Below are 24,972 nucleotides of genomic sequence, written 5' to 3' on the forward strand. Positions count from 1 at the left end.
AAGCGCTGACGCGGCATCCATGCCGCGTAAGGTCCCGCGACGGTGAGCGGGCAAGGACCAGTCGAGATGCTCGGTACGCATGGTTTTTAACAAAGCAGCCAGCAAACTTTCTGGTGCGGTGCCCTCACCGATTGCGGGACCGTGTGGCGGCATGGATGCCGCCACCGAGCCTACATGGACGTACTTGCGGCGTGTCCCGCGAGCGGTGAGGGCACCGCGCGCTCGACCAACCGGGCTTTGACCTACGCCGCCGACTGCATCTTGGACCACGGGGTGTTTGCAAAGGTTTGCCTGGTGTCAGAAAGGCTGTACGTAACGCTAGACCCTGCAGCGCCCTTCTGCGCAGGTGGCCAGACGCCGGGTTTCACACCGGATGGACCGGTCGCAGCGGGCGCTCTGGTAAAATTGCGGGCTGATGCCGTCGCCAACCACCTTCCCCTCTCCGCCGCTGCCCAAGTCCGGCCAGCTTCGTGCCTATTGGCGCGCCCCGTCTTCGCCGACTGCGCTGGCCTGGTCGATCGCTCGAGCTGCCGAGGCGCATGCCGGCCCGCTGCTGGTGATCGCTCGCGATAACCAGAGTGCGCACCAGATCGAATCGGATCTGCATGCCCTGCTCGGCGAACACGCCACGCTACCGGTGGTGCCGTTTCCCGATTGGGAAACCCTGCCCTACGACCAGTTCAGCCCGCACCCGGAAATCATTAGCCAGCGTTTGGCTGCGCTGCACCGTTTGCCCACACTGACCCGTGGCGTGGTGATCGTGCCGGTGCAGACACTGATGCAGCAGTTGGCGCCGCTGAGCTACATCGTCGGCGGCAGTTTCGATCTCAAGGTCGGCCAGCGGCTGGATCTGGATGCGGAAAAACGCCGCCTGGAAAGCGCCGGCTACCGCAACGTGCCGCAGGTGATGGACCCGGGCGATTTTGCGGTGCGCGGCGGCCTGCTCGACGTGTTCCCGATGGGCGAAGCCACGCCGTTGCGGATCGAGTTGCTGGACGAAGATATCGACTCGATCCGCGCCTTCGACCCGGAATCGCAGCGCTCGCTGGACAAGGTCGAGGCCGTCAAGCTACTGCCCGGCCGTGAAGTGCCGATGGACGATGTCAGCGTCGAACGTGTGCTGGCCTGCCTGCGCGAGCGTTTCGACGTGGATACCCGGCGCAGCGCGTTGTATCAGGATCTGAAGTCGGGGCTGGCGCCGTCGGGGGTGGAGTATTACCTGCCGATGTTCTTCAGCAAGACCGCCACCTTGTTCGATTATTTGGACAAGCGCGTGCTGCCGCTGGTCGCCACCGGCGTTTCCAATGCGGCGGACACGTTCTGGGCGCAGGCGCAGGACCGCTACGAGCAACGCCGCCACGATGTGGAGCGCCCGCTGCTGACGCCGGACGAGTTGTATCAGTCGCCGGACGCACTGCGCGAGCGGCTCAACAAGCTGGCGCGCATCGAAGTCTGGGCCAGCGACCATCCGCGCATCGACGAGGCCGCCGCCCTGGGCGACCAGCCGTTGCCGCCGCTGCCGGTGGCGGCAAAAGACGCACCGGCCGGCCAGGCGCTGGCCTCGTTCCTGGGCCATTACCCCGGCCGCGTGCTGGTGGCCGCCGATACCGCCGGCCGGCGCGAAGCCTTGATGGAAGTGCTGGCCGCCGCGCAATTGAAGCCGGAGGTCGTCGCCGACCTGCCCGCCTTCCTGGCGGCGCCCAAGCTGCGCTTCGGCATCACCGTGGCGCCGCTGGAAGACGGCTTTGCGCTGGACGCCCCGCAGATTGCGGTGCTGACCGAGCGCCAGCTGTTTCCCGAGCGCGCCAACCAGCCGCGCCGCAGCCGCCGGGTCGGACGCGAGCCGGAAGCGATCATCCGCGACCTGGGCGAGCTGTCCGAAGGCGCGCCGATCGTGCACGAAGACCACGGTGTGGGCCGCTACCGCGGCCTGATCGTGCTCGACGCCGGCGGCATGCCCGGCGAGTTCCTGGAAATCGAGTACGCCAAGGGCGACCGGCTGTATGTGCCGGTGGCGCAGCTGCATCTGATCAGCCGCTATTCCGGCGCCTCGGCCGAGACCGCGCCACTGCATTCGCTGGGCGGCGAGCAATGGACCAAGGCAAAGCGCAAGGCGGCCGAAAAGGTCCGCGACGTGGCGGCCGAATTGCTGGAAATCCAGGCCCGCCGACGTGCGCGTGCCGGTCTGGCGCTGCAGGTGGACCGGGCGATGTACGAACCGTTCGCGGCCGGCTTTCCGTTCGAGGAAACCGCCGACCAGCTGGCGGCCATCGATGCGACGCTGCGCGATCTGGGCAGCAGCCAGCCGATGGACCGCGTGGTCTGCGGCGATGTCGGCTTCGGCAAGACCGAGGTGGCCGTGCGCGCCGCATTTGCCGCCGCCAGCGCCGGCAAGCAGGTCGCGGTGCTGGTGCCGACCACACTGCTGGCCGAGCAGCATTACCGCAACTTCCGCGACCGCTTCGCCGATTACCCGATGAAGGTGGAAGTGCTGTCGCGCTTCAAGAGCACCAAGGAGATCAAGGCCGAGCTGGAGAAGGTCGCCAGCGGCGAGATCGACGTCATCATCGGCACGCACCGGCTGCTGCAGCCGGACGTCAAGTTCAAGGACCTGGGCCTGGTCGTGGTCGACGAAGAGCAGCGCTTCGGCGTGCGGCAGAAGGAAGCGCTCAAGGCAATGCGCGCCAACGTGCATCTGCTCACGCTCACCGCGACCCCCATCCCGCGCACGCTCAACATGGCCATGGCCGGGTTGCGCGACCTGTCGATCATCGCCACCCCGCCGCCGAACCGGCTGGCGGTGCAGACCTTCATCACCGCCTGGGACAACGCGCTGCTGCGCGAGGCCTTCCAGCGCGAGCTCAGTCGCGGCGGGCAGCTGTACTTCCTGCACAACGACGTGGAAAGCATCGTGCGCATGCAGCGCGAGCTGTCCGAACTGGTGCCGGAGGCGCGCATCGGCATCGCGCATGGGCAGATGCCCGAGCGCGAACTGGAGCGGGTGATGCTGGATTTCCAGAAGCAGCGCTTCAACGTGTTGCTGTCGACCACGATCATCGAGTCGGGTATCGACATCCCCAATGCCAACACCATCATCATCAACCGCGCCGACCGCTTCGGCCTGGCCCAGTTGCATCAGTTGCGCGGCCGCGTCGGTCGTTCGCATCACCGCGCTTACGCGTATCTGGTGGTGCCGGACCGTCGCTCGATCACCGCCGATGCCGAGAAGCGTCTGGAAGCGATCGCCTCGATGGACGAGCTCGGCGCCGGCTTCACGTTGGCCACGCACGATCTGGAAATCCGCGGTGCCGGCGAGCTGCTGGGCGAGGACCAGAGCGGGCAGATGGCCGAGGTCGGCTTCAGCCTCTACACCGAGTTGCTGGAACGCGCGGTGCGCAGCATTCGCCAGGGCAACCTGCCCGATCTGGATGCCGGCGACGAAGTGCGCGGTGCCGAGGTCGAGCTGCATGTGGCTTCGTTGATCCCCGCGGATTATCTGCCCGATGTGCACACCCGGCTGACGCTGTACAAGCGCATCTCCAGTGCGCGCAACAGCGATGCCCTGCGCGAGTTGCAAGTGGAGATGATCGACCGCTTCGGCTTGCTACCGGATCCGGTCAAGCATCTGTTCGCCATTGCCGAGCTCAAACTGCAGGCCAACGCGCTGGGTGTGCGCAAGCTGGATCTGGGCGAAAACGGCGGCCGTCTGGTATTCGAGGCCAAGCCGTCGATCGACCCGGTCGCGGTGATCCAGATGATCCAGAAGCAGCCCAAGATCTACACCATGGACGGCCCGGACAAGCTGCGCATCAAGCTGCCGCTACCGGAAGGCGCGGATCGTTTCAACGCGGCGCGTGGCTTGTTGACGATGCTGGCGCCGAGATAAAAAGCCTGCTTCATCGGTTGCGTTTGCTTGGCGCACCGATCTCGACAATAGACGACGCAAGGACGCGTCGATCGCGCTGTAATCACTGCGCAAGGATATGCGAACTCAATGCGGCATTTTCACTAAAACCCATCGCACTCTGCGATACCGACGCACGACACGTGTTGGCTTTCTAATGCGCATTTTCTGCAATGGCACTGCAGAAAATCCATCCCGCATGCATTAAAGAATTCGACCGAAATGCGGCTATCTGTCCTGCAGGACTGTCCGGGACATTCGACTCCCGAGCCTGCTTGCGACAAACCTGAGCAATTAATACCCAGGCAGTGATGGATTTCTCAAATCCGTCACCGCGCTGAATTTTGCCTAAATATTCCTGCCGCGCGCCGATACCTGCATAGACCGGCATGTCCCCGTGTGCAGAGCTGCCCACGCAAGCCCACGCCGGAGCGACCTTCTTCCGCGTCATGGCGCGCATCCGTGCGCCATCGCATCGCTTGAGGCACCAATGAACACGCCACTGTCCGCTCTACCCGCGCCGCTGACACTCGCCCTGGAAGGCGAGATGACGATCCGTCGCGCTGCAGAACTCAAGCCGCTATTGCAGCCGGCATTGCTGCACCCGGGTGGATTGCATCTGGACCTCGCTGCGGTCAGCGAGATCGACACCACCGGCCTGCAGTTGCTGCTGGCCACCAAGCAGGCGATCCAGGCCGATGGGCGGCCGTTTTCGCTCACCGATTCCAGCCGTGCAGTGGTCGATGTGATCGAACTGCTCGGCCTGCTCGAAGCGCTGTACCCGCATGCGGTCGCGTGCCTCGGCGAACGCATTCACTAACGGACAGGTAACACGCGCATGGACATGAACCAGCTGATGCAGACCTTTCTGGCCGAGAGCCGGGATCTGCTTGAAGACATGGAACGCCATCTGCTCGAAGCCGAGCGTGGCGAGTCATCGCCCGATGCGGTCAACGCGATCTTTCGCGCAGCGCATACCATCAAGGGCTCGGGCGGGTTGTTCGATCTGCCGCAGCTGGTCGGCTTTACCCATGTGCTGGAAAGCGTGCTGGATCTGGTGCGCGAGGAAGCACTGACGCTGAGTTCGGAACTGATCGCGCTGCTGCTGGTGTGCTGCGATCACATCCACGCCTTGGTGGAAACCGCGGCCGATCCAAGCCACGCGGATGCGGCCGCACTGGCGACCGAGGCCGAGCCGTTGCTCGCGCAGTTGCAGACCTATCTGCAAGGCAGCGTGTGCGGCGTCACTGAGGCCGCCATCCAGCTCGGCACACCTGAAAAACAAAGTGGTTACTGGCGTATTTCGTTGACGCTGTTTGCCGATGCGCTGCGCTTCGGCAACTCGCCGCTCAAGCTGATTCGCAATCTGCGCGGCCTGGGTTCGGTCGAATCGATCAGCACCGATTACAGCCAATTGCCGACGTTCGAAGAGCTCGATCCGGAAGCCAACTATCTCGGTTTCCAGATCCTGTTGCGCAGCGATGCCGACCGCGCCGCAATCGAAGAAGTGTTCGAGTTCGTGAGCGAGGATTGCGATCTGGAGATCACCTCGGTGCCAGCACCGACCGAGGCGGCCGCCCTTCTCGTCATCGAGCCTGCGGCCAGTGCACCAGTCGCCAGCGTGCTCGCGGCAGTGCCGAATTCAACCTCGGCTGCAACGCCGCCACGTGCCCCCCAGGAAGGTGCCTCACGCAACGCCGAGGCGCGCTCGATCCGTGTGGACGCCGACAAACTCGATCGGATGATCGATCTGGTCGGCGAACTCATCATCGCGGTGGCCGGCACCAACGCCAACGCGCAGCGCACCGGCGACGCACAGTTGCTGGAATCGGCCTCGATCCTGGCCGGCCTGGTGGAAGAGGTGCGCGAAAGCGCCCTGCAACTGCGCATGGTCAAGATCGGCGGCACCTTCAGCCGCTTCCAGCGCGTGGTGCACGATGTGGCACGCGAACTCGGCAAGGACATCGCGCTGGTCGTGGCCGGCGAAGACACCGAACTGGACAAGTCGGTGGTGGAAAAGATCGGCGACCCGCTCACCCATCTGGTGCGCAATGCCATGGATCACGGCATCGAACCGGCCGACGTGCGCGTGGCACACGGCAAGCCCGCACGCGGCACCGTTGGCCTTAACGCCTATCACGACTCCGGCAGCATCGTCATCCAGATCACCGACGACGGCGGCGGCTTGAACCGCGACCGCATCCTGGCCAAGGCGCTGGAACGCGGCCTGATCGAACCCGGCCGCCAGCTCAGCGACCGCGAAGTGTTCGCGATGATCTTCGAGCCGGGGTTTTCCACTGCCGAAAAGGTCACCAACCTGTCCGGACGCGGCGTGGGCATGGACGTGGTCAAGCGCAACATCACCGCGCTGCGCGGCACTGTGGAGATCGACAGCACCGCCGGCGTGGGCACCACCATTTCGGTGCGGCTGCCGCTGACGCTGGCCATCATCAACGGCTTCCAGGTCGGTGTCGGCAAATCGGTGTTCGTGGTGCCGCTGGATGTGGTGGAAGAGTGCGTGGAGTTCACGCCCGACTACGCCAGCGACTACATCGATCTGCGCGGCAGCGTGCTGCCGTATGTGCGCCTGCGCGAATTGTTCGCGCTCGGCGGCAAGACGCCTGCACGCGAAAGCATCGTGGTGATCCGCCAGGGCGCGCAGCGCTTCGGCCTGGTCGTGGACACGCTGCTGGGCGAATGGCAGACCGTGATCAAGCCGTTGTCCAAGGTCTTCGCACAGGTCAAAGGCATCAGTGGCTCCAGCATCCTGGGCAGCGGCGATGTCGCGCTGATTCTGGATGTGCCCAGCCTGCTCCAGCAATTGCATCCCAACCAGGACGCCCTGGCGGCCTGAGCGTTTACACCATCACTCCCCACATCACCGCGTTATTCGTTGTTCCCTGACCCCAGGAAGCTGCCGCCATGTCACACCGTCTCCCGATCGCCACCCAGTTGTGGTTTACCGCCGCCCTCGCTCTTGTTCTGCCCGTCGTCGTGGTCGTGGCCGGCTTTGCGCTGACGCTGTCGCACGGCGCCCTGCTCGCCGCCAGCGTGGTGGCCGCCCTCGTCAGCGGCGCGTTGCTGGCCTGGTCAATCCGCATTGCCAACGACTCGCTGAGTATCGCCACCACCACGCTGGACGCATTCGCGCGCGGCAACTTCGATGTGGCCATGCCACAGGTGCGCGATGAGCAGGCTTGTGAGGTCTTGCGCGCACTGCGCAAGGTGCAAAGCAGCATTCGCCATGTCAACGACGAGATCAACCGCGTCTCGCAGGAACACGACGCCGGCGAGATCGATGTCCGTATCGACGTGGCACGCTTCGACGGCGACTTCCGCACGATGGGCGAAGGCATCAACCGCATGGTCGCCAACCACATCGCGGTGAAGAAACAGGCCATGGCCTGCGTGGCCGAGTTCGGGCGCGGCAACTTCTCCGCCGAGCTGGAGCGCCTGCCGGGCAAGAAGGCCTTCATCAACGAGATCGTCGACCAGATCCGCGGCAACCTCACCGGCATGGTCGCCGAGGTCAACCGCATGGCGAGCGAGCACGATGCCGGCGACATCGACGTGGTCATCGACACGCAACGCTTCACCGGCGATTTCCGCCGCATGGCCGAAGGCATCAATGCGATGGTGGCCAGCCACATCGCGGTCAAGAAGCAGGCCATCGCCTGCGTGGCCGAGTTCGGCCGCGGCAACTTCACTGCGCAGCTGCCGCTGCTGCCGGGCAAGAAGCGCTTCATCAACGACACCCTGGAACAGGTGCGTGGCAGCCTCACCGGCTTGATCCGCGAGATCAACCACATGTCGGCCGAACACGAAGCCGGTGATATCGATGTGGTCATCGACAGCAGCGGCTTCGATGGCGATTTCCGCAGCATGGCCACCGGCATCAATCAGATGGTGGGTGCGCATATCGCGGTGAAGAAACTGGCGATGGGCGTGGTGGCCGAATTCGGTCGCGGCAACTTCGACGCACCGCTGGCGCAGCTGCCGGGCAAGAAGGCCTTCATCAACGACACCGTGGAGCGGGCACGCGGCAACCTGCGCAGCATTTCCGAAGTCATCCAGGTGATGGGCGCGATGGCCGAGGGCGATCTCACCCACACCGTGGAAGGCCGCTACGAAGGCGCATTCGCCGACATGCAGCGCTACGTCAACACCACCATGAGCCGGCTGACCGAGATCGTCGATGAGGTCAACCGCAACGCCGAGAATCTGGCCAGCGCTTCCGAACAGGTCAGCGCCACTGCGCAGGCGCTTGCACAGGCCGCCAGCGAGCAAGCGGCCGGGGTGGAAGAAACCAGCGCCTCGCTGGAACAGATGACCGCCTCCATCGCACAGAACACCGAGAACGCGCGCGTCACCGACAGCATGGCCGCCAAGGCCGCCAGCGAAGCCGCAGATGGCGGCGACACCGTGCGCGCCACGGTGGTGGCAATGAAGGACATTGCCAAGAAGATCGGCATCATCGACGACATCGCCTACCAGACCAACCTGCTCGCGCTCAACGCCGCCATCGAGGCCGCGCGTGCCGGCGAACACGGCAAGGGCTTTGCGGTGGTCGCGGCAGAAGTGCGCAAGCTGGCCGAGCGCAGCCAGATCGCCGCGCAGGAAATCGGCGAGGTGGCCGGTTCCAGCGTGGAGCTGGCCGAAAGCGCCGGCCGCGTGCTCGGCGAGATGGTGCCCTCGATCCGCCGCACCTCCGATCTGGTGCAGGAAATCGCCGCTGCCTCCGAAGAACAGACCGCCGGCGTCAGCCAGATCAACACCGCCGTCGGCCAGTTGAACCAGACCACGCAATCGGCGGCGGCCAATGCCGAAGAACTGGCGGCAACCTCCGAGGAAATGAGCGCGCAGGCCGAGCAGCTGCAGCAACTGATGGGCTTCTTCCGGCTCGGCAATGGCGGCCGTGCCGTGGCTTCAGGCAGCAGCAAGCCGGGCCCGCGCCGGATCGCGCCGCACAGCAACAGCACCGCGCTCAGCACGCCACCGCGGCGCACCAACGTGCGCCAGATCAGCGCAGTGGCTGCCACCGCCGATGCGATCGACGAATCGCAGTTCGCCAGCTTCTGAGGAACCGACGATGCAATCGCACAGCAGCGCAGCCAACACCACCAATGCGCCGTCATCGACGGCACCACAGCAATACCTGACCTTTCTGCTGGGCACGGAGATGTTCGGCCTGGGCATTCTCGGCATCAAGGAAATCATCGAGTACCGCGCGCCCACCGACGTGCCGATGATGCCGCCGGCCCTGCGCGGGGTGATCAACCTGCGTGGCGCGGTGGTGCCGGTGGTGGATCTGCAGCAACGCTTCGGCCGCAGCGCCAGTGCAATCACCAAGCGCAGCTGCATCGTGATTGTGGAGATCGCCCATGGCGGTACGCACCAAGTGCTCGGCCTGCTGGTGGATGCGGTCAGCGAAGTGCTGGACATCGCGCCCGATGATATCGCCGGCGCGCCCAGCTTCGGCGCCGGCATCGCCCGCGATTTCATCCAGGCCATGGCCAAGATCGGCGAGCGCTTCGTGATCCTGCTCGATGCCGATGCCGTGCTGAGCAACGACACCCTCGCCCAGCTTCCTGTCGCCGAGCTGGCGGCCTGACATGCTCCGCATGCACGCAAGGACTCCCATGCGCCCCACCCTTCTCTCCTGCAGCTGCGCGCTGGACGGCCCGGTGTTGGTCGTCGACGACAGCGTGGTCCAGCGCGAGCATGCGATGGCGCTGTGCCGCCAACTCGGCGCCGTTGCGGTCGACGGCGCGGTGGATGGCCACGCTGCGCTGGCCTGGTTGAGCAGCGCCATCGCGCCATCTCTGCTGCTGATCGATCTGGAAATGCCCGGCATGGATGGCGTGCAGTTGCTCGACGCACTGGCGCGCGGCAAGTACAGCGTGCCGGTGATCGTGGTGTCGCAACGCGGTGGCGCCTTGATCGATGCGGTGATGCAGCTCAGCCGCAGCGCCGGCGTACGCGTGCTCGGCGGCATCGAAAAGCCGATGCATCTGCAGGATCTGGCCACTGTGCTGGAGTGCGAACCCGAGCCCGCGGCTGGCGCAGCGGCGTTTGCACCGGCGGCGATGTCGCCGCTGATGTCCAGCGGTGGCGCGGCCGCGTCGCGCCTGGACCGTGCGATGCGCCGCGGCGAAATCCGTGTGGCTTACCAACCCAAACTCGATCTCAAGGATGGCCGGCTGCGCGGTGTGGAAGCGCTCGCGCGCTGGCGCCGCCCGCAAGGCGACATGATCGGGCCGGACCGCTTCATTCCATTGGCCGAACGCGAAGGCCTGATCCACGCGTTGACCCAGCAGGTGATCGACAAGGCGATTGCGCAATTGGTGGACTGGCGTGCGGAAGGATTCCAGCTGACGCTGGCATTGAACCTGTCGCCCAACCTGCTCAGCGAGCAGGATTTTCTCGAACAGCTGTGCGCCAAGCTGAGCGACAACGGCCTGAGCCCTGCGGATCTGGTGCTGGAACTCACCGAAAGCGCCATCGTGGAGCCGGCCAATGCGTTGAGCATGCTGGCACGACTGCGTCTGCATGGCTTTGGTCTGTCGATCGACGATTACGGCACCGGTTTCTCCTCGCTGCAGCGCCTGGCCAGCATTCCGTTCACCGAACTCAAACTGGATCGCAGCTTCGTGCATGCCGCGCATCGCAGCCGCAGCCAGCGCACCGTGCTCGAATCCACATTGGAACTGGCGCACCGGCTTGAACTGACTGCCGTGGCCGAAGGCGTGGAAACACCCGAGGACTGGCGCCTGCTGCGCGAGCTCGGCTGCGATCTGGCGCAGGGCTATCTGATGGGCTCGCCGATGCCCGGGCCGATGCTGTCGGAATGGTGGCGCGAACACGCCGTGCGCATCGCACGCCTGAGCGACAGCGCACTGGCCAGCGATGCGGATGTCGCCTGAGACCATGAGCACCGCCACCGCCATCACCGAACAGGAATTCGGCCGCTTCCAGCGCTTCATCTTCGAAGCGGCCGGCATCAGCATTTCCTCCGGCAAAAAAGCCATGTTGTGCGGCCGCCTGGGCAAGCGCCTGCGCGAACATCAGTTCAACAACTACACGCAGTATCTGCAGTTGCTGGAGAGCCGCCAGGACCGCGCCGAGATCCAGACCGCGATCGACCTGCTGACCACCAACGAAACCTATTTTTTCCGCGAGCCCAAGCACTTCGAGCTGCTGCGCAAGCTGGCCGGCGACCATCGCGGCGGCCTGCCGTTCCGGTGCTGGAGCGCAGCCAGCTCCAGCGGCGAAGAGGCCTACAGTATGGCGATGGTGCTGGACGATACCTTGCAAGGCCGCCCGTTCGAGGTGGTCGGCAGCGACATCAGCACCCGCGTGCTGGCCAAGGCACGCACCGGGCATTACGCCTTGCAACGCATCGACGGCATTCCGCAGCCCTATCTCAAACGCTATTGCCTGCGTGGTCAGGGCGAGTACGACGGCACCTTGCTGGTGGAACGCCGGCTGCGCGATCGGGTGAAGTTCGTGCACGCCAACCTCAATACCGCGTTGCCGGCGCTGGGCAGCTTCGATGCGATCTTCCTGCGCAATGTCATGATCTATTTCAATGGCCAGACCAAGCGCGAGGTGATCCTGCGCGTGCTGTCCAATCTCAAATCGGGCGGGCATTTCTGCATCGGCCATTCGGAAAGCCTGAGCGAACTCGACATCGATCTGGTCCAGGTGGCACCCTCGATTTTCCGCAAGGCCTGAGCCAAGGATCGCCCGTGTCGACAGCCTTCAACCGCCCCGCCGCCAGCCCGGCTGCCAACACCAAGACCATCAAGGCCATGGTCGTCGACGACTCGGCGGTGGTGCGCCAGGTGCTGGTGAGCGTGCTCAACGACGCGGCCGACATCGAGGTCATCTCCACTGCGGCCGACCCGCTGCTGGCGATCGAGAAGATGCGCAAGCAATGGCCGGACGTGATCGTGCTGGATGTGGAAATGCCGCGCATGGACGGCATCACCTTCCTGCGCAAGATCATGAGCGAGCGGCCCACCCCGGTAGTGATCTGCTCCACGCTCACCGAAAAAGGTGCGCGCGTCACCATGGATGCGCTGGCCGCCGGCGCGGTGGCTGTGGTGACCAAGCCGCGACTGGGACTCAAGCAATTCCTCACCGATTCGGCCGACGAACTGGTCAATACCGTGCGCAGCGCCGCACGCGCCAACGTCAAACGGCTGGCCGCGCGCGTCAGCGCCGTGCCGCTGGAAGCGGAGGTCAAACACACCGCCGATGTGATCCTGCCGGCGCAGAGCGGGCGCGCGCTGGCGCAGACCACCGAGCGCATCGTCGCAATCGGCACCTCCACCGGCGGCACCCAGGCGCTGGAAGAAGTGCTGACCGCATTGCCACGTGTCTGCCCCGGCATCGTGATCGTGCAGCACATGCCGGAGAAGTTCACCGCGGCCTTTGCCGCGCGCCTGAATGGTTTGTGCCAGATCGCAGTGAAAGAGGCTGCCAACAACGATCGGGTGATGCCGGGCCGCGCGTTGATCGCACCCGGCGGCAAGCACCTGCTGCTGCGCCGCAGTGGCGCGCAGTATTTCGTCGAGGTCATGGAAGGCCCGCCGGTCAACCGCCATCGTCCCTCGGTGGATGTGCTGTTTCGCTCGGCCGCACGCGCCGCCGGCAGCAATGCACTGGGCATCATCATGACCGGCATGGGCGACGACGGTGCTGCCGGCCTGCTGGAAATGCGTCAGGCCGGCGCACGCACCGTGGCACAGGACGAGCACACCAGCATCGTGTTCGGCATGCCAAAGGAAGCGATCAAACGCGGCGGCGCCGACCGCATTCTGCCGCTGGGCGCGATGGCACGCGAGATCGTGACGCAGCTGCAGTAGCGCGCTGCGCGAAGAGCAGTGCGTTACAACTGCGACTCCAACGGCAACCAACCCATCACCGCCGCTGCGCCACGCCGCCACACGCTCGCTGCAGGCTCTTGCGACCACACCTCGGGCGGCTGCGCCGCATCGTCGTGCCAACGCAGCTCGCCCTGATCCAGGGTCACGCGATAGCTCAAGGGCGCGCTGATCTTGCGGTTGTACAGCTGCTCCAGTTCCGCGCTGACCGCGCGGTCGTCGAACAGCAAACCCATCTCGGTGTTGAGGTTCATCGAGCGCGGGTCGAGGTTGAACGAACCGATAAAGCCGCTGCTGTCGTCCACCACAAACGCCTTGGTATGCAGGCTGGCACCGCTGGACCCGAACAGGCTGCCGTCCGGCTTGCCCATCGGCTTGAGCTCATGCAGGCGCACGCCTTGCATGAGCAAGGGCACGCGGTAATCGGCGTAGCCGCTGTGCACGGCAACGACATCATTGGCAGCCAGGGAGTTGGTCAACACGCTGACGCGCACATTGCGCCGACGCAACTCGCCGATCCAGCGCATGCCTTCTTCACCCGGCACGAAATACGGCGAGATGACTTTGAGTTCGCGTTGCGCGTGCGCCATCTCGCCGATCAAGGTCGGTGTCATCCAGTCCGCCTGCGGCGGTGCGCCCTCGGCCTTTTCCGGTGGATCGGAGACAATGCGCGCCCGATCCAGCCAATGCACCTTGCGCTCGCCCTGCGTCAACGCCTGCACGCTGGGCGATTGACGCAGCCGCTCCACATACGGATGCGCGCGTGCCGATTCCAGGCCGGCATCCAGACTGCCGCGCAACGCATCCAGTGCCTGCGGTTCTGCCGTCACCAGCGCAGCCAGCGGCAAGGAGTTGGGACTGTTCCAGTACGCATCGAACACCTGCTCAGCCTGGCCCACGGCCGGCCCCATCACCGCCGCGTCCATGTCCATGAAATTGGTGTCGCGCGCCGCGTCGAAATACTCGTCGCCCACATTGCGGCCACCCACCACCGCGATGCGGCCATCGGCGATCCAGGCCTTGTTGTGCATGCGTCGGTTGATGCTGAACATGCGCAGCACCATCTCCACACCACGCATCAACGTGCCTTCGCGCGCGCGGGTGGGATTGAACAAGCGGATCTCGATCAACGGATGACTATCGAGTGCCGCCAGCACCGAATCGCTGCCGTGGATGTTCATGTCGTCCAGCAGCAGGCGCACGCGCACGCCGCGATCGGCCGCGTGCAGCAATTCGTTATGCAACAGGTTGCCGGTGAAGTCGGCATGCCAGATGTAGTACTGCAGATCCAGGCTGCGCCCGGCCGCACGCGCGGTGAGCGCGCGCACTGCAAACGCATCGATATTGTCGGGCAGGATCACCATGCCGGTTTGCTCGGCATGCGCCTGCTGCAGCGGCGCGACGACTTGATCGATCGGCGTCGCCAATGCCGTGGCTGGCAATGCATGACTCGCCGGGCCACGCTGGCGATCGGCAAAGCGGCCGTAACCGTACAGCGACAGCACGCTACCCAGCACGAGCACCAGCGCCCCGATGCCGATCCATTTGAAGATGTGTCGCTTTGTCACTGCCGGCCCCGTATTGCAGAGCGCGGCAGTCTAGACGCTGCACATGCATGTCGATGTGCAGACGCAAGCGCACAAGCGAGCTCGACAAACCCCACAAAAACAGCGGGTTTCCGGCGAGCACTGCCGCAACAGTGCTCGCCGGATGCAATCACGCTTACCAGATCGCGACGCGATCCTTGTCTCCACGCACCATCGCATCGCCAGGCTTGCACTGGAATGCCTGCGCAAACGCCGGCATGTTCGACGGCGCACCATTGGCGCGGAAATTGGCCGGCGCATGCGGATCGGTGTTCAAGCGCACGCGCAATTCGCCATCGGTGAAGTTGCGGCGCCACACCGTGGCCCAGTTCATGAAAAAGCGCTGATCCTGCGTATAGCCATCGATCTGTTTGTTGGCGTCCGGCTGTTCCTTCAACGCCATCTGCAACGCATCGAAGGCCACGGTAAGGCCACCGAGGTCGCCGATGTTTTCGCCCAAGGTCAGCTTGCCTTTGACGTTGACGCCAGGGATCGCCTCGTAGCCATCGAACTGCGCCACCAGCTGATCGGTGCGTTGGGTGAACAGCTTGCGGTCCGCATCGGTCCACCAGGTATCGAAGTTGCCCTTGGCATCGAACTGGCTGCCCGAATCGTCGTAGCCATGCATCATCTCGTGCCCGATCACCGCGCCGATGCCGCCATAGTTCAATGCCGGGTCGGCCTTGGGATCGAAGAACGGCGGCTGCAAAATCGCCGCCGGAAACACGATCTCGTTGCGGGTGGCGTTGTAGTACGCGTTCACCGTTTGCGGGGTCATATGCCACTCACGCTTGTCGACCGGCTTGCCGATCTTGTCCAGCATGTAGCGATAGTTGAACGCCTGCGCGGCCTGCATGTTGGCGAGAAATCCATCGCCACGCGTCTCCAGGCCAGACCAATCGCGCCACTGATCCGGGTAGCCGATCTTGGGCGTGAAGCTGGCCCATTTTTCCAGTGCGCGCTGCTTGGTTTCGGCGCTCATCCAGTCGAGTTTTTCCAGCCGCGCCTTGAGCGCAACGGACAGGTTCTGCACCAGCTGCTGCATCTGCTGCTTCGACTCGGCAGAGAACGCAGATTGCACATAGAGCTGGCCCAAGGCCTCGCCCATCGCCTCGTTGACAGCGTTCAAGGTGCGCTTCCAGCGCGGCAGCATGTCTTTTTGACCACGCAGCGTCTTGGCGTAGAAATCGAAGTTGGCCTGCTCGAACGGCTTGGCCAGATACGGCGCGGCCTCATCCACGCTGTGGAAACGCAGGTACGCCTTCCAGGTCTCCACCGGCGTGTCGGCCAGCATCGCATCGAGCTCGGCGAAGTAGCCCGGCTGGCTCAACGAGAAGGTCCCTGCCGGCACTTTGAGCGCGCTGAAAAACGCCTGCCAATCGAAGTGCGGCGTCACCGCATTGGCGCCGGCCACGTCTACCGGGTTGTAGCGCTTGGCCGGGTCGCGCAATTCGATGCGCGACAGCGAGGCATTGGCCAGCCGCGTTTCGAACGCCATCACCGCCTTGGCCTGGGTGGCCGCCTGCGCTGCCGGAACGCCGGACAATTCCAGTACGCGTACGATGTAGGCCACGTACTGCTCGCGGATCCTGGCCTGCGCCGGATCGGTGTAATAGCCCTTCTCGGGCAGACCCAGACCGCCCTGCCCCGCGTAGGCGATCATCTGCTCGGAATGCTTGTAATCGGCATTGGCGCCGAACGAGAACATGAAGCCCTGGCCCTGCGCATAGCTGTTGCGCAACCACGCCGCGATGGCCGGCGCATCGGTCAGCGCATCGATCGCCTTCAACTGCGGCTGCAGCGGGGCGATGCCGGCCTTGTCGATCGCCGCCTCGTCCGAGCCGGTGCGCCACAGGTCGGCGATCTTGGCATCCACCGAGCCAGCCGACAGATTACCGCGCGCCAGTTGCTCCACTAACGCGTGCTGGATGGTCAAGGAGCGCTCGGCCAGCACTTCGAAACTGCCCCAGCTGGTGCGATCGGGCGGCACCGGGTTGGCCCTGAGCCACTTGGCGTTGACGAATCCGTTGAGGTCCTGGCACGCGTTGATGGCCGGATCCAGATCGTTGATGCCGAACGCCACGATCGGCGCATCGAGCTTGGACACATCCACCCTGGTCGGCGCGGCCTGTGGCGCAGTAAACGCCGGCTTTGCAGCGTCATCGGATTTACCACACGCCGACAGCATCACCGCGATGGCCACCGCAAGCGATAGCGGGGCGAACTTGCTCAACATCATTGAATTCTCCAAGGCACAAGACCGCGTCATGCGCAGTCGAAAAAGTAGGCGATCGTCCTAAAGACAACCACGCAAGTCATTGCAGCGACACCACGACGCCCTGACGTCAGAGATCGCGCTTTGGGGAAAAATCATCTGTGCGCCATCCAACCGGGCGCTCACGACGCTCTGTCGCCAACTGATCGAACGCTGCATTCCGGCGCATGACGCGCCATCGAGTGCAGTTACTTACGTGCGTAAAACGGTGCCATCAACAGATACACCGGATACGCCAATACCATCAGCACCAGCGCAACCTCATGCCCGGAGGCCGCATCGGCCCAGGATTCCATCTGCCGCGACGGCCCAAACAGCCCGAACGCCAGCAGCAACACCCCAACCACGCAGATCAGCAGCGCCACCCCCATCGCCGAACCGGACACACGGCCACTAGCCAGCACGCCGAACGCACCGCCCCCACCGGCCAACAGCAGCCCCAAGGTCACCAGATACGCGCGGCAGTAGGTGGCACTCATCTGCTGCGTTTTACGTTTGCCGGACATCATGTCTCCCCTGCAAGAACACACGCATGCGGTGCCTGTTCGATCCACGAACAGGCACCGCTCACGCTTCAAACCCGCACGCGTCGTTCGACCGCGCGAAGCGAAACCCGCGACGCGCTACGCGCACTGCACGCAGCGCAGCCAGCGAACGCCGTGCTTACTTCGCCTTGCCCTGGTTTGCCACCGCTTCGGCCGCGCGCTTGGCCGCTTCCGGGTCGCCCAGGTAGCGGAAGCTCTGCACCTGCAGCTCGTCGTCCAGTTCGAACAACAACGGAATGCCGGTCGGGATGTTGAGCTCCAGGATCTGCTCGTTGGAGACGTCATTGAGGTACTTGTACAGCGCGCGCAGCGAGTTGCCGTGCGCGGTCACCAGCACGGTCTGCCCGGCCTTCAACTGCGGGGCGATCGCGTCGTGCCAGTACGGCAGCACGCGCACCAGCGTGGTCGCCAGCGACTCGGTGCCCGGCAATGCGTTGCGATCCAGCGTGGCATAGCGACGGTCGTGGCACGGATGCCCCGGGTCGTCGACGTCCATCGCCGGCGGCGGAATGTCGTAGGAACGGCGCCAGATCTTGACCTGTTCCTCGCCGTGCTTGGCGGCGGTTTCGGCCTTGTCCAAGCCTTGCAAGCCGCCGTAATGACGCTCGTTGAGGCGCCAGCTCTTGGACACCGGCAGCCAGTCCTGATCGAGTTCCTTCAATGCGCCCTGCAACGTGTGGATGGCGCGCTTGAGCACCGAGGTGTGGGCCACATCGAACTGCAGGCCCTCGTCCTTCATCAGCTTGCCGGCGGTGGCGGCTTCCTGGCGGCCCTGCTCGGTGAGTTCCACATCCACCCAGCCGGTGAAACGGTTGTCCAGATTCCATTGGCTCTGGCCATGGCGCAGCAGTACGAGTTTGCGGGTCACTCAGGTTCTCCGATGGGGGCCGATCAGTCTGCGATTGTAGCGGCAGCCAGCGCATCGCTGGCGTGCACGAGATCGCCACGTGCGGCGCGCGATGCTGTGACCATGCAAACGACGAACACTCCCGTCTTTGCCGGTTGGGACGGCAGCATCCTCCAGGCAAGACAGTTGCAACAGCAACTGGCACAGCGCGTGGTGGTGCAGGATCAAGTCAGTACGGCACCGCAGGTGCTGGCCGGTTTCGACGTCGGCTTCGAAGACGATGGTCAGACCACGCGCGCCGCAGCGGTGCTGCTGGATGCGCACACCCTGCTGCCGCTGGAAACGCATGTAGCGCGCTTGCCCACCTCGATGCCGTATGTGCCCGGCCTGCTCAGTTTTCGCGAACTGCCTGCGTTGCTGCAGGCACTGGCCTTGCTCTCGCGCACGCCGGATCTGGTCTTTATCGACGGCCAGGGCATCGCGCACCCACGCAAGCTGGGCATCGCCGCGCATTTCGGCGTGGTGACCGGGCTGCCCTGCATCGGTGTGGCCAAGCAGCGCCTGGCCGGCAGCTTTACCGAACCCGGACCCGAACGCGGCGAGCACAGCCCGATCCTGCTCGGCGGCGCGCAGATCGGCTGGGCGCTGCGCAGCAAGCCGCGCTGCAACCCGCTGATCGTCTCGCCCGGGCATCGCGTCTCCATGCAGGGCGCGCTCGAGTGGACACTGCGCACGCTGCGCGCGTATCGCCTGCCCGAGCCCACGCGTCTGGCCGACCGGCTGGCCTCGCGGCGCGGCGAGGTCATGCATGCCGTGCAAGGCGACCTGCTGGGCTGACCGCCGGCGCCGGCAACAACGCGGAACGTACCGTCTTGCCCAGCCACTCGGCCGCCATCGAGAGCGCGTGCGAAGCTTGCGCTCTCTTTCGATCGCCACGAGCCGCCGCCATGACCACGATCATCGCTCCACGCGTCCATGACATCGGCGGGCTGGAAGTTCGCCGCGCCGTGCCCACCCTCCAGGCGCGCAGCATCGGCCCGTTCGTGTTCGTCGACCAGATGGGCCCGGCCGTGCTGGAACCGGATCACGGCATCGACGTGCGCCCGCATCCGCATATCGGCCTGGCAACGGTCACCTTTCTGTGGTCCGGCGAAATCGGCCATCGCGACACGCTCGGCTCCGATCAGGTGATTCGCGCTGGCGACGTCAACTGGATGACCGCCGGCCGCGGCATCGCCCATTCCGAACGCACACCCGGCCCCGAGCGTGCCCGAAAGCATGCCTTGCACGGCATGCAGACTTGGGTCGCGCTGCCGCGCTCGGCCGAAGAAACCGCGCCGGCGTTCTACCACCACGCCGCGTCCAGCTTGCCGCAACAACGCCGCGCTGGCGCCTTGCTGCGCGTGATCGCCGGACGTGCCTACGGCGAAGAATCGCCGGTCAAGGTCTTCAGCGGCACGCTCAACGTGGCGATCGATCTGGAGCCCGATGCCGAAATCGATCTGGACGCCGGCCACCTCGAACGCGCGCTCTACATCCTCGAAGGCGATGCGCAACTGGACGGCGCGGATGTTCCTGCCCGCCATTTGATTATTCCCTCGCCCGGCGCGCGCGGACGGCTGCGCGCCAAGACGCCGCTCAAGGCGATGCTGCTCGGCGGCGAGCCATTGGATGGCCCGCGTCACTTGTGGTGGAACTTCGTGTCCAGCTCCAAGGAGCGCATCGAGCAGGCCAAGGACGACTGGCAGGCCGGTCGTTTCGGCAGCATTCCCGGCGACGACAAGGAATTCATTCCATTGCCGGAGACCCCGGCGCCCAAGCCGGTCAATTACCCCTGAGTGCGGCGATGCGAGCGTGGCGATGCGCCCAAGTCTCGAATCGATCCCGAAACCCGGGTGCCCCTGCGCACAGCCAATTCCAGCCATGTTTGCGACCACGCTTGAGCTTGCAGGCAAAACTGTGGTAGTGATGTCGCTCTAGGTCGGGGGCATGTTGCGTGCGAGTCACAGCCGGGCGGGGAGCGCACGGGCTGTTACGACGACACGCTGGAAGGCATCGCCCCTGCGCAGTCATCCATCGCCGGGGAACACTTGAATGAAGTCCGCATCCTGCCTTGTCGGCCTGAGCTTGCTGTTGGCCGCCGCTACTGCTTACGCACAAACCTCGCCGGTCTGCCCGCCGTTGCCGCCGGCCTCCGGCCTGCAATGGAACGAACTCGCAGGCGCCGACTATCTGGTCTGCAAAGCCGTGACTGCCGACGGTCGCCAGGTCGTGGGCGTCATGCTCACCACTCGCGACCCGGCAATGACGCTGGCACGTGACCGACGCGCGGAAAAAGGCCAGATCCAGCAGGAAGACTTTTACTGGTACAAGCTCGATCTGGGCGGCCGTCAGCTGCCGGGCATGGAATCACGCCGCGTCACCGTGGTCGAGCTGGGCAAGAAGCGCTACGCGCAGCTGTGGATCGACGGCGCCAATACCGAAGAGCTGGCCTTGATGCAGTCGCTGGTGCAAAACATGGATCTGCAGCCGGCCAGCCTGGCGTTACAGCGCTAAACCCATCCGGGCTGCAATCCACGCGGCATGGTGCGCAAGCAGCGATGAGCGATGACCAGCGGCGAGCTAACCGGCGCTGATCGGCCGGCCGGGCCGCGTCGCGCATTCTCAGGTTTGGGTTGTTCCCGTGTCTGCCACTGTGCCGGTTTGCAATGCGCTGTCGATTTGCACCTGCCCGGTTAGCAGCCGATGGATCGGGCATTTGTCGGCCACTTCCAGCAGGCGCGTGCGTTGATCGTCATCCAGCGCACCGTCGAGCACGATCTCACGCGTGATCACCGTGCCTGCAGCGCCGCGCTGGGTGTAATGCAGATGCACGTGCACCGCCGTCAGCGGCCACTGCTTGCGCGCCGCCACCATCGACACCGTGATCGCAGTGCAGGCACCCAACGCTCCCAACACCTGCGACTCGGGATCCGGCCCGGCGTCGGCACCACCGTTGGCCGGCTGGGTGTCGCCGCTCCAGGTGTGCCGACCATCGTGGATGCTCACGGTGTACGGCACCGCGCCGGTGCTGACGCTGACGGGTCTGTCACTCATGACGCTCTCCCAAGTTGGCTCGAGCGGGCCGGTTCAAAACCGACCCTCCTGGAAATCGACGAAGGCCTGCATCAATTCCTGCTTGGTATTCATCACGAACGGGCCGTGCCGCATCACCGGCTCGTTGAGCGGGCGGCCCGCGACCAGGATCAGCTGCGCGCCCTCGGCACCGGCGTGCAGCGTCAAACGCTCGCCACCGCCCAGCACCGCCAGCTCCTGTGCCGGCAGCGCGCGCGCCGCATCGCCCCCGCCCACCGTCAGCGCGCCTTCGAAGGCATATGCAAACGCGTTGTGCCCGCTGGGCAGCACGTAATCCCAGCTGACGTTCGGTGCCAGTGCGATATCCAGATACAGCGGGTCGGTGGCAGGTTGCACGATCGGCCCGCGCACCTCGCCCACCGTTCCGGCGATCACCTTGACCGTCACACCGAGTGCCGGATGCGCGACCGGAATGCTCTCCGGTGCGTATTCCTGATACTTGGGCTCGGTCATCTTGTCGCGCGCCGGCAAGTTCACCCACAGCTGGAAGCCGCGCATGCGCCCGGACTCCTGCTCGGGCATTTCCGAATGGATCAGCCCGCGCCCGGCGGTCATCCACTGCACGCTGCCCGGGGTCAGAAGACCCTTGTTGCCGTGGTTGTCCTTGTGCCGCATGCGGCCGTCGAGCATGTAGGTCACCGTCTCGAAGCCGCGATGCGGGTGGCTGGGGAATCCGGCCAGATAGTCTTCGGCTTTGTCGGTGCCGAACTCATCCAGCATCAGAAACGGGTCCAGGTCCGGCAGCTGTTGGGTGCCGATCACGCGGGTCAGCTTGACCCCGGCTCCATCGGAGGTAGGCATGCCGCGAATCGTGCGCAGCACTTGGACCGCTGCGGTGGTGGAGGTGGCGCTCATCGAACTCTCCCTGTGCGGATTGAATAGCCTCACATGATGGATGCGCGCGACAGGCGTCCCAACCGCAGCCGGCGCAACCGATCGTTCTATTGCCTGGCTGCCGCGTCCGGTTGCTGCGCCTGGCTGCCACGTCGCGATCGCCCAGTGCAGCCAAGACGCTCTACAACTAAAGTTTTACCCTGGCCCGGAACGGCGCCATTGACCGCAGGCAGGCAGGGGGTGACCCTTAAGTGAATCGTTCCTGAGGGGCATGCATGAAAGGGTTCTCGAAGTTGGCCTGGGGCGCGCTGGCGCTGCTGGCCGCGTTCTGTCTGGGTACCGTGGCGCTAAGGCGCGGCGAACATATCAACGCGTTGTGGATCGTGGTTGCCGCCGTCTCGATCTATCTGATCGCCTACCGGTTCTACAGTCTGTTCATCGCCGACAAGGTGATGCAGCTTGACATCACCCGCGCCACGCCGGCGGTGAGCAACAACGACGGCCTGGACTACGTGCCCACCAACAAGCATGTGCTGTTTGGCCACCACTTCGCCGCGATTGCCGGCGCCGGTCCCTTGGTCGGCCCGGTGCTTGCCGCACAGATGGGCTACCTGCCCGGGCTGCTGTGGCTGGTGGTCGGCGTGGTGTTTGCCGGTGCGGTGCAGGACTTCGTGGTGCTGTTTCTGTCCAGCCGCCGCAACGGCCGCTCGCTGGGCGATCTGGTGCGCGAGGAAATGGGCCAGGTGCCCGGCACCATCGCCTTGTTCGGCGCATTCCTGATCATGATCATCATCCTGGCGGTGCTGGCGATGGTGGTGGTCAAGGCGCTGGCGGAAAGCCCGTGGGGCATGTTCACGGTGATCGCCACGATGCCGATCGCGCTGATGATGGGCGTGTACATGCGCTACATCCGGGTCGGCAAGATCGGCGAGATTTCGGTGGTCGGACTGATCCTGTTGCTGGGCGCGATCTGGCTGGGCGGCAAGGTTGCCGCCGACCCGAGCTGGGGCCCGGCCTTCACCTTCACCGCCAAGCAGATCACCTGGATGCTGATCGGCTACGGCTTCGTCGCCTCGGTATTGCCGGTGTGGCTGCTGCTGGCACCGCGCGATTACCTGTCCACCTTCCTCAAGATCGGCACGATCCTGGCGCTGGCGATCGGCATCCTGGTCGTGATGCCGGATCTGAAAATGCCGGCATTGACCCAGTTCGCCTCCACCGGCGACGGTCCGGTGTGGAAGGGCGGCATCTTCCCGTTCCTGTTCATCACGATTGCGTGTGGCGCAGTCTCCGGCTTCCACGCGTTGATCGCCTCGGGCACCACGCCCAAGTTGCTCGCCAACGAAGGCCACATGCGCTACATCGGCTATGGCGGCATGTTGATGGAATCGTTCGTGGCGGTGATGGCGCTGGTAGCGGCCTCGATCATCGAGCCGGGCATCTACTTCGCGATGAACAGCCCTGCTTCGCTGGTCGGCAGCGACACCGTGGCGGTGGCGGCCAAAGTCTCCGAGTGGGGCTTTGCGATCACTCCCGAGATTTTGGAAGCCACCGCAAAGGACATCGGCGAGCACAGCATCCTGGCACGCGCCGGTGGTGCGCCCACACTGGCCGTGGGTATCGCGCAGATCCTGCACCAGCTGCTGCCGGGCGAAGACACCATGGCGTTCTGGTACCACTTCGCCATCCTGTTCGAAGCGCTGTTCATCCTCACTGCGGTGGATGCGGGTACGCGCGCGGGCCGCTTCATGCTGCAGGACCTGCTGGGCAACTTCATTCCGGCATTGAAGAAGACCGAGTCGTGGACCGCCAACATTATCGCCACCGCCGGGTGCGTGGCGCTGTGGGGGTATCTGCTTTACACCGGCGTGATCGATCCGTTCGGCGGCATCCAGACCTTGTGGCCGTTGTTCGGCATTTCCAACCAGATGCTGGCCGGGATCGCGCTGATGCTGGGCACGGTAGTGTTGTTCAAGATGAAGCGCGACCGCTACGCCTGGGTCACCATCGTGCCGGCGCTGTGGTTGCTGATCTGCACCACGTATGCAGGGCTGATCAAGATCTTCGACAGCAACCCGGCGCAGGGTTTCCTGGCGCAGGCGCACAAGTACCAGGACGCGATCGCCAGCAACACCATCACCGCGCCGGCCAAGACGGTGGCGCAGATGCAGCAGATCGTCACCAATGCCTACGTCAACACGGGGCTGACGGTGCTGTTCCTGTTCGTGGTGGGTTCGATCCTGATCTACGCGGTCAAGACGATCGTGATTGCACGCCGCAATCCGCAGCGCAGCGACCGCGAAACTCCGTACGTGGCCTTGCAGCCACATCAGATGGCGGACCTGTAATGGGCACCCAACTCGTCCTTGCCAGCCAATACCAGGTCCACCGCCGCATCTGGCGACGCCTGATCCAGACCGCACGCCTGTGCTGCGGCATTCCCGATTACGACAACTACGTGCGCCACATGCTGGAAAAACATCCCGACAAACCGGTGATGGACTACCCGGCCTTCTTCCGCGAGCGCCAGGATGCGCGGTATGGCGGCAAGAGCGGGTTTCGTTGCTGTTGATCGGTGATCAAGAAGTAGAAACGCAACAGGGCGCGATGCGAATCGCGCCCTGTTGCGTTGATGGCAATGCGTTGATGGCAATGCGTTGGTTGCAGAGCGGTTGATCTGCGGATTTGCTGCAGGGCCCTTGCCCGCCCACCATCGCGGGACACGCCGCAAGTACATCCATGCCGCGTAAGGTCCCGCGACGGTGGGCGGGCAAGGACCAATCGAGAGTGTCGGTGTGCATGGTTGCAAGCAGTGCAATACGCGCGTTTTTTTAGATGGCGGCGCGAATGATGGCGCTCCTGATCAGCGTCGCAACGCGAACGAATAACAGGCAGGCTTTCAACGAAGCGGCCTACGAACTCTCTGGTGCGGTGTCCTCACCGCTTGCGGGACCGTGT

General features: G+C 64.6%; 20 protein-coding genes. 13 read left to right on the top strand and 7 right to left on the bottom strand.

Going from position 1 to position 24,972, the window contains the following annotated elements:
- The first annotated feature begins 415 nt into the window (after positions 1-415).
- On the top strand, positions 416-3,886 hold the full coding sequence (gene mfd / locus FFY45_RS17910) for a transcription-repair coupling factor (protein ID WP_176341453.1): 3,471 nt from the start codon (positions 416-418) through the stop codon (positions 3,884-3,886).
- A gap of 172 nt (positions 3,887-4,058) precedes the next feature.
- Here mfd and FFY45_RS17915 read toward each other — a convergent pair whose 3' ends face one another.
- Positions 4,059-4,355: a hypothetical protein gene (locus FFY45_RS17915; RefSeq protein WP_176341454.1), complete on the bottom strand. Its 297-nt coding sequence runs from the start codon at positions 4,353-4,355 to the stop codon at positions 4,059-4,061.
- Positions 4,356-4,394: 39 nt separating this feature from the next.
- Here FFY45_RS17915 and FFY45_RS17920 point away from each other — a divergent pair, with 39 nt between their 5' ends.
- From FFY45_RS17920 to FFY45_RS17950, 7 genes are all read left to right on the top strand, one after another.
- A complete protein-coding gene (locus FFY45_RS17920) occupies positions 4,395-4,724 on the top strand; it encodes an STAS domain-containing protein (protein WP_006451387.1) in 330 nt (109 codons plus the stop codon).
- An 18-nt stretch (positions 4,725-4,742) separates the two neighbouring features.
- Positions 4,743-6,758, top strand: coding sequence for a chemotaxis protein CheA (locus FFY45_RS17925; protein WP_176341455.1), 2,016 nt, complete (start codon positions 4,743-4,745; stop codon positions 6,756-6,758).
- Between the two features lie 68 nt (positions 6,759-6,826).
- Positions 6,827-8,983 carry a methyl-accepting chemotaxis protein gene (locus FFY45_RS17930; RefSeq protein WP_176341456.1) on the top strand — a complete coding sequence of 719 codons (2,157 nt, stop codon included), beginning with the start codon at positions 6,827-6,829 and terminating at the stop codon, positions 8,981-8,983.
- A gap of 10 nt (positions 8,984-8,993) precedes the next feature.
- On the top strand, positions 8,994-9,515 hold the full coding sequence (locus tag FFY45_RS17935) for a chemotaxis protein CheW (protein ID WP_176341457.1): 522 nt from the start codon (positions 8,994-8,996) through the stop codon (positions 9,513-9,515).
- A gap of 28 nt (positions 9,516-9,543) precedes the next feature.
- Entirely contained in the window at positions 9,544-10,827 is a 1,284-nt protein-coding gene (locus tag FFY45_RS17940) for an EAL domain-containing response regulator (protein ID WP_176341458.1), read from the top strand.
- A 4-nt stretch (positions 10,828-10,831) separates the two neighbouring features.
- Positions 10,832-11,638 carry a CheR family methyltransferase gene (locus FFY45_RS17945; RefSeq protein WP_176341459.1) on the top strand — a complete coding sequence of 269 codons (807 nt, stop codon included), beginning with the start codon at positions 10,832-10,834 and terminating at the stop codon, positions 11,636-11,638.
- Entirely contained in the window at positions 11,635-12,774 is a 1,140-nt protein-coding gene (locus FFY45_RS17950) for a protein-glutamate methylesterase/protein-glutamine glutaminase (protein ID WP_176341485.1), read from the top strand. Before FFY45_RS17945 ends, FFY45_RS17950 begins: the two co-directional genes overlap by 4 nt.
- A 23-nt stretch (positions 12,775-12,797) precedes the next feature.
- On the opposite strand, the gene FFY45_RS17955 is transcribed toward FFY45_RS17950, so the two are convergent.
- From FFY45_RS17955 to gpmA, 4 genes are all read right to left on the bottom strand, one after another.
- Entirely contained in the window at positions 12,798-14,360 is a 1,563-nt protein-coding gene (locus tag FFY45_RS17955) for a phospholipase D-like domain-containing protein (RefSeq protein ID WP_176341460.1), read from the bottom strand.
- A 154-nt stretch (positions 14,361-14,514) separates the two neighbouring features.
- Entirely contained in the window at positions 14,515-16,617 is a 2,103-nt protein-coding gene (locus FFY45_RS17960) for a M13 family metallopeptidase (RefSeq protein ID WP_176341461.1), read from the bottom strand.
- A gap of 224 nt (positions 16,618-16,841) precedes the next feature.
- Positions 16,842-17,159, bottom strand: coding sequence for a hypothetical protein (locus FFY45_RS17965; protein WP_115040706.1), 318 nt, complete (start codon positions 17,157-17,159; stop codon positions 16,842-16,844).
- Positions 17,160-17,316: 157 nt separating this feature from the next.
- Positions 17,317-18,066, bottom strand: a complete 750-nt coding sequence (gene gpmA, locus FFY45_RS17970; RefSeq protein WP_176341462.1) for a 2,3-diphosphoglycerate-dependent phosphoglycerate mutase — start codon at positions 18,064-18,066, stop codon at positions 17,317-17,319.
- Between gpmA and nfi the strand changes: the two genes are divergently transcribed.
- From nfi to FFY45_RS17985, 3 genes are all read left to right on the top strand, one after another.
- Positions 18,037-18,882, top strand: coding sequence for a deoxyribonuclease V (gene nfi, locus FFY45_RS17975; protein ID WP_176341463.1), 846 nt, complete (start codon positions 18,037-18,039; stop codon positions 18,880-18,882). The two genes, gpmA and nfi, sit on opposite strands and share 30 nt — an antisense overlap.
- 110 nt (positions 18,883-18,992) lie before the next feature.
- Positions 18,993-19,883, top strand: coding sequence for a pirin family protein (locus FFY45_RS17980; RefSeq protein WP_176341464.1), 891 nt, complete (start codon positions 18,993-18,995; stop codon positions 19,881-19,883).
- A 256-nt stretch (positions 19,884-20,139) separates the two neighbouring features.
- The gene (locus FFY45_RS17985; RefSeq protein WP_006453352.1) at positions 20,140-20,601 is read left to right on the top strand and encodes a hypothetical protein; all 462 of its coding nucleotides are present in this window, start codon (positions 20,140-20,142) and stop codon (positions 20,599-20,601) included.
- A 108-nt stretch (positions 20,602-20,709) separates the two neighbouring features.
- On the opposite strand, the gene FFY45_RS17990 is transcribed toward FFY45_RS17985, so the two are convergent.
- Both FFY45_RS17990 and FFY45_RS17995 read right to left on the bottom strand, forming a co-directional pair.
- Entirely contained in the window at positions 20,710-21,141 is a 432-nt protein-coding gene (locus FFY45_RS17990) for an OsmC family protein (RefSeq protein WP_176341465.1), read from the bottom strand.
- A 33-nt stretch (positions 21,142-21,174) separates the two neighbouring features.
- Complete coding sequence (locus tag FFY45_RS17995; protein WP_176341466.1) at positions 21,175-22,035, bottom strand: pirin family protein; 861 nt, start codon at positions 22,033-22,035, stop codon at positions 21,175-21,177.
- 254 nt (positions 22,036-22,289) lie between these two features.
- Between FFY45_RS17995 and FFY45_RS18000 the strand changes: the two genes are divergently transcribed.
- Both FFY45_RS18000 and FFY45_RS18005 read left to right on the top strand, forming a co-directional pair.
- The gene (locus FFY45_RS18000; RefSeq protein ID WP_168958884.1) at positions 22,290-24,362 is read left to right on the top strand and encodes a carbon starvation CstA family protein; all 2,073 of its coding nucleotides are present in this window, start codon (positions 22,290-22,292) and stop codon (positions 24,360-24,362) included.
- Positions 24,362-24,586: a YbdD/YjiX family protein gene (locus tag FFY45_RS18005; protein ID WP_005926176.1), complete on the top strand. Its 225-nt coding sequence runs from the start codon at positions 24,362-24,364 to the stop codon at positions 24,584-24,586. The genes FFY45_RS18000 and FFY45_RS18005 overlap by 1 nt, the downstream gene beginning before the upstream one ends.
- The last annotated feature ends 386 nt before the right edge of the window (positions 24,587-24,972 follow it).

It is taken from the genome of Xanthomonas hortorum, from assembly GCF_011305375.1.
GTDB classification, from domain to species: domain Bacteria; phylum Pseudomonadota; class Gammaproteobacteria; order Xanthomonadales; family Xanthomonadaceae; genus Xanthomonas; species Xanthomonas hortorum_E.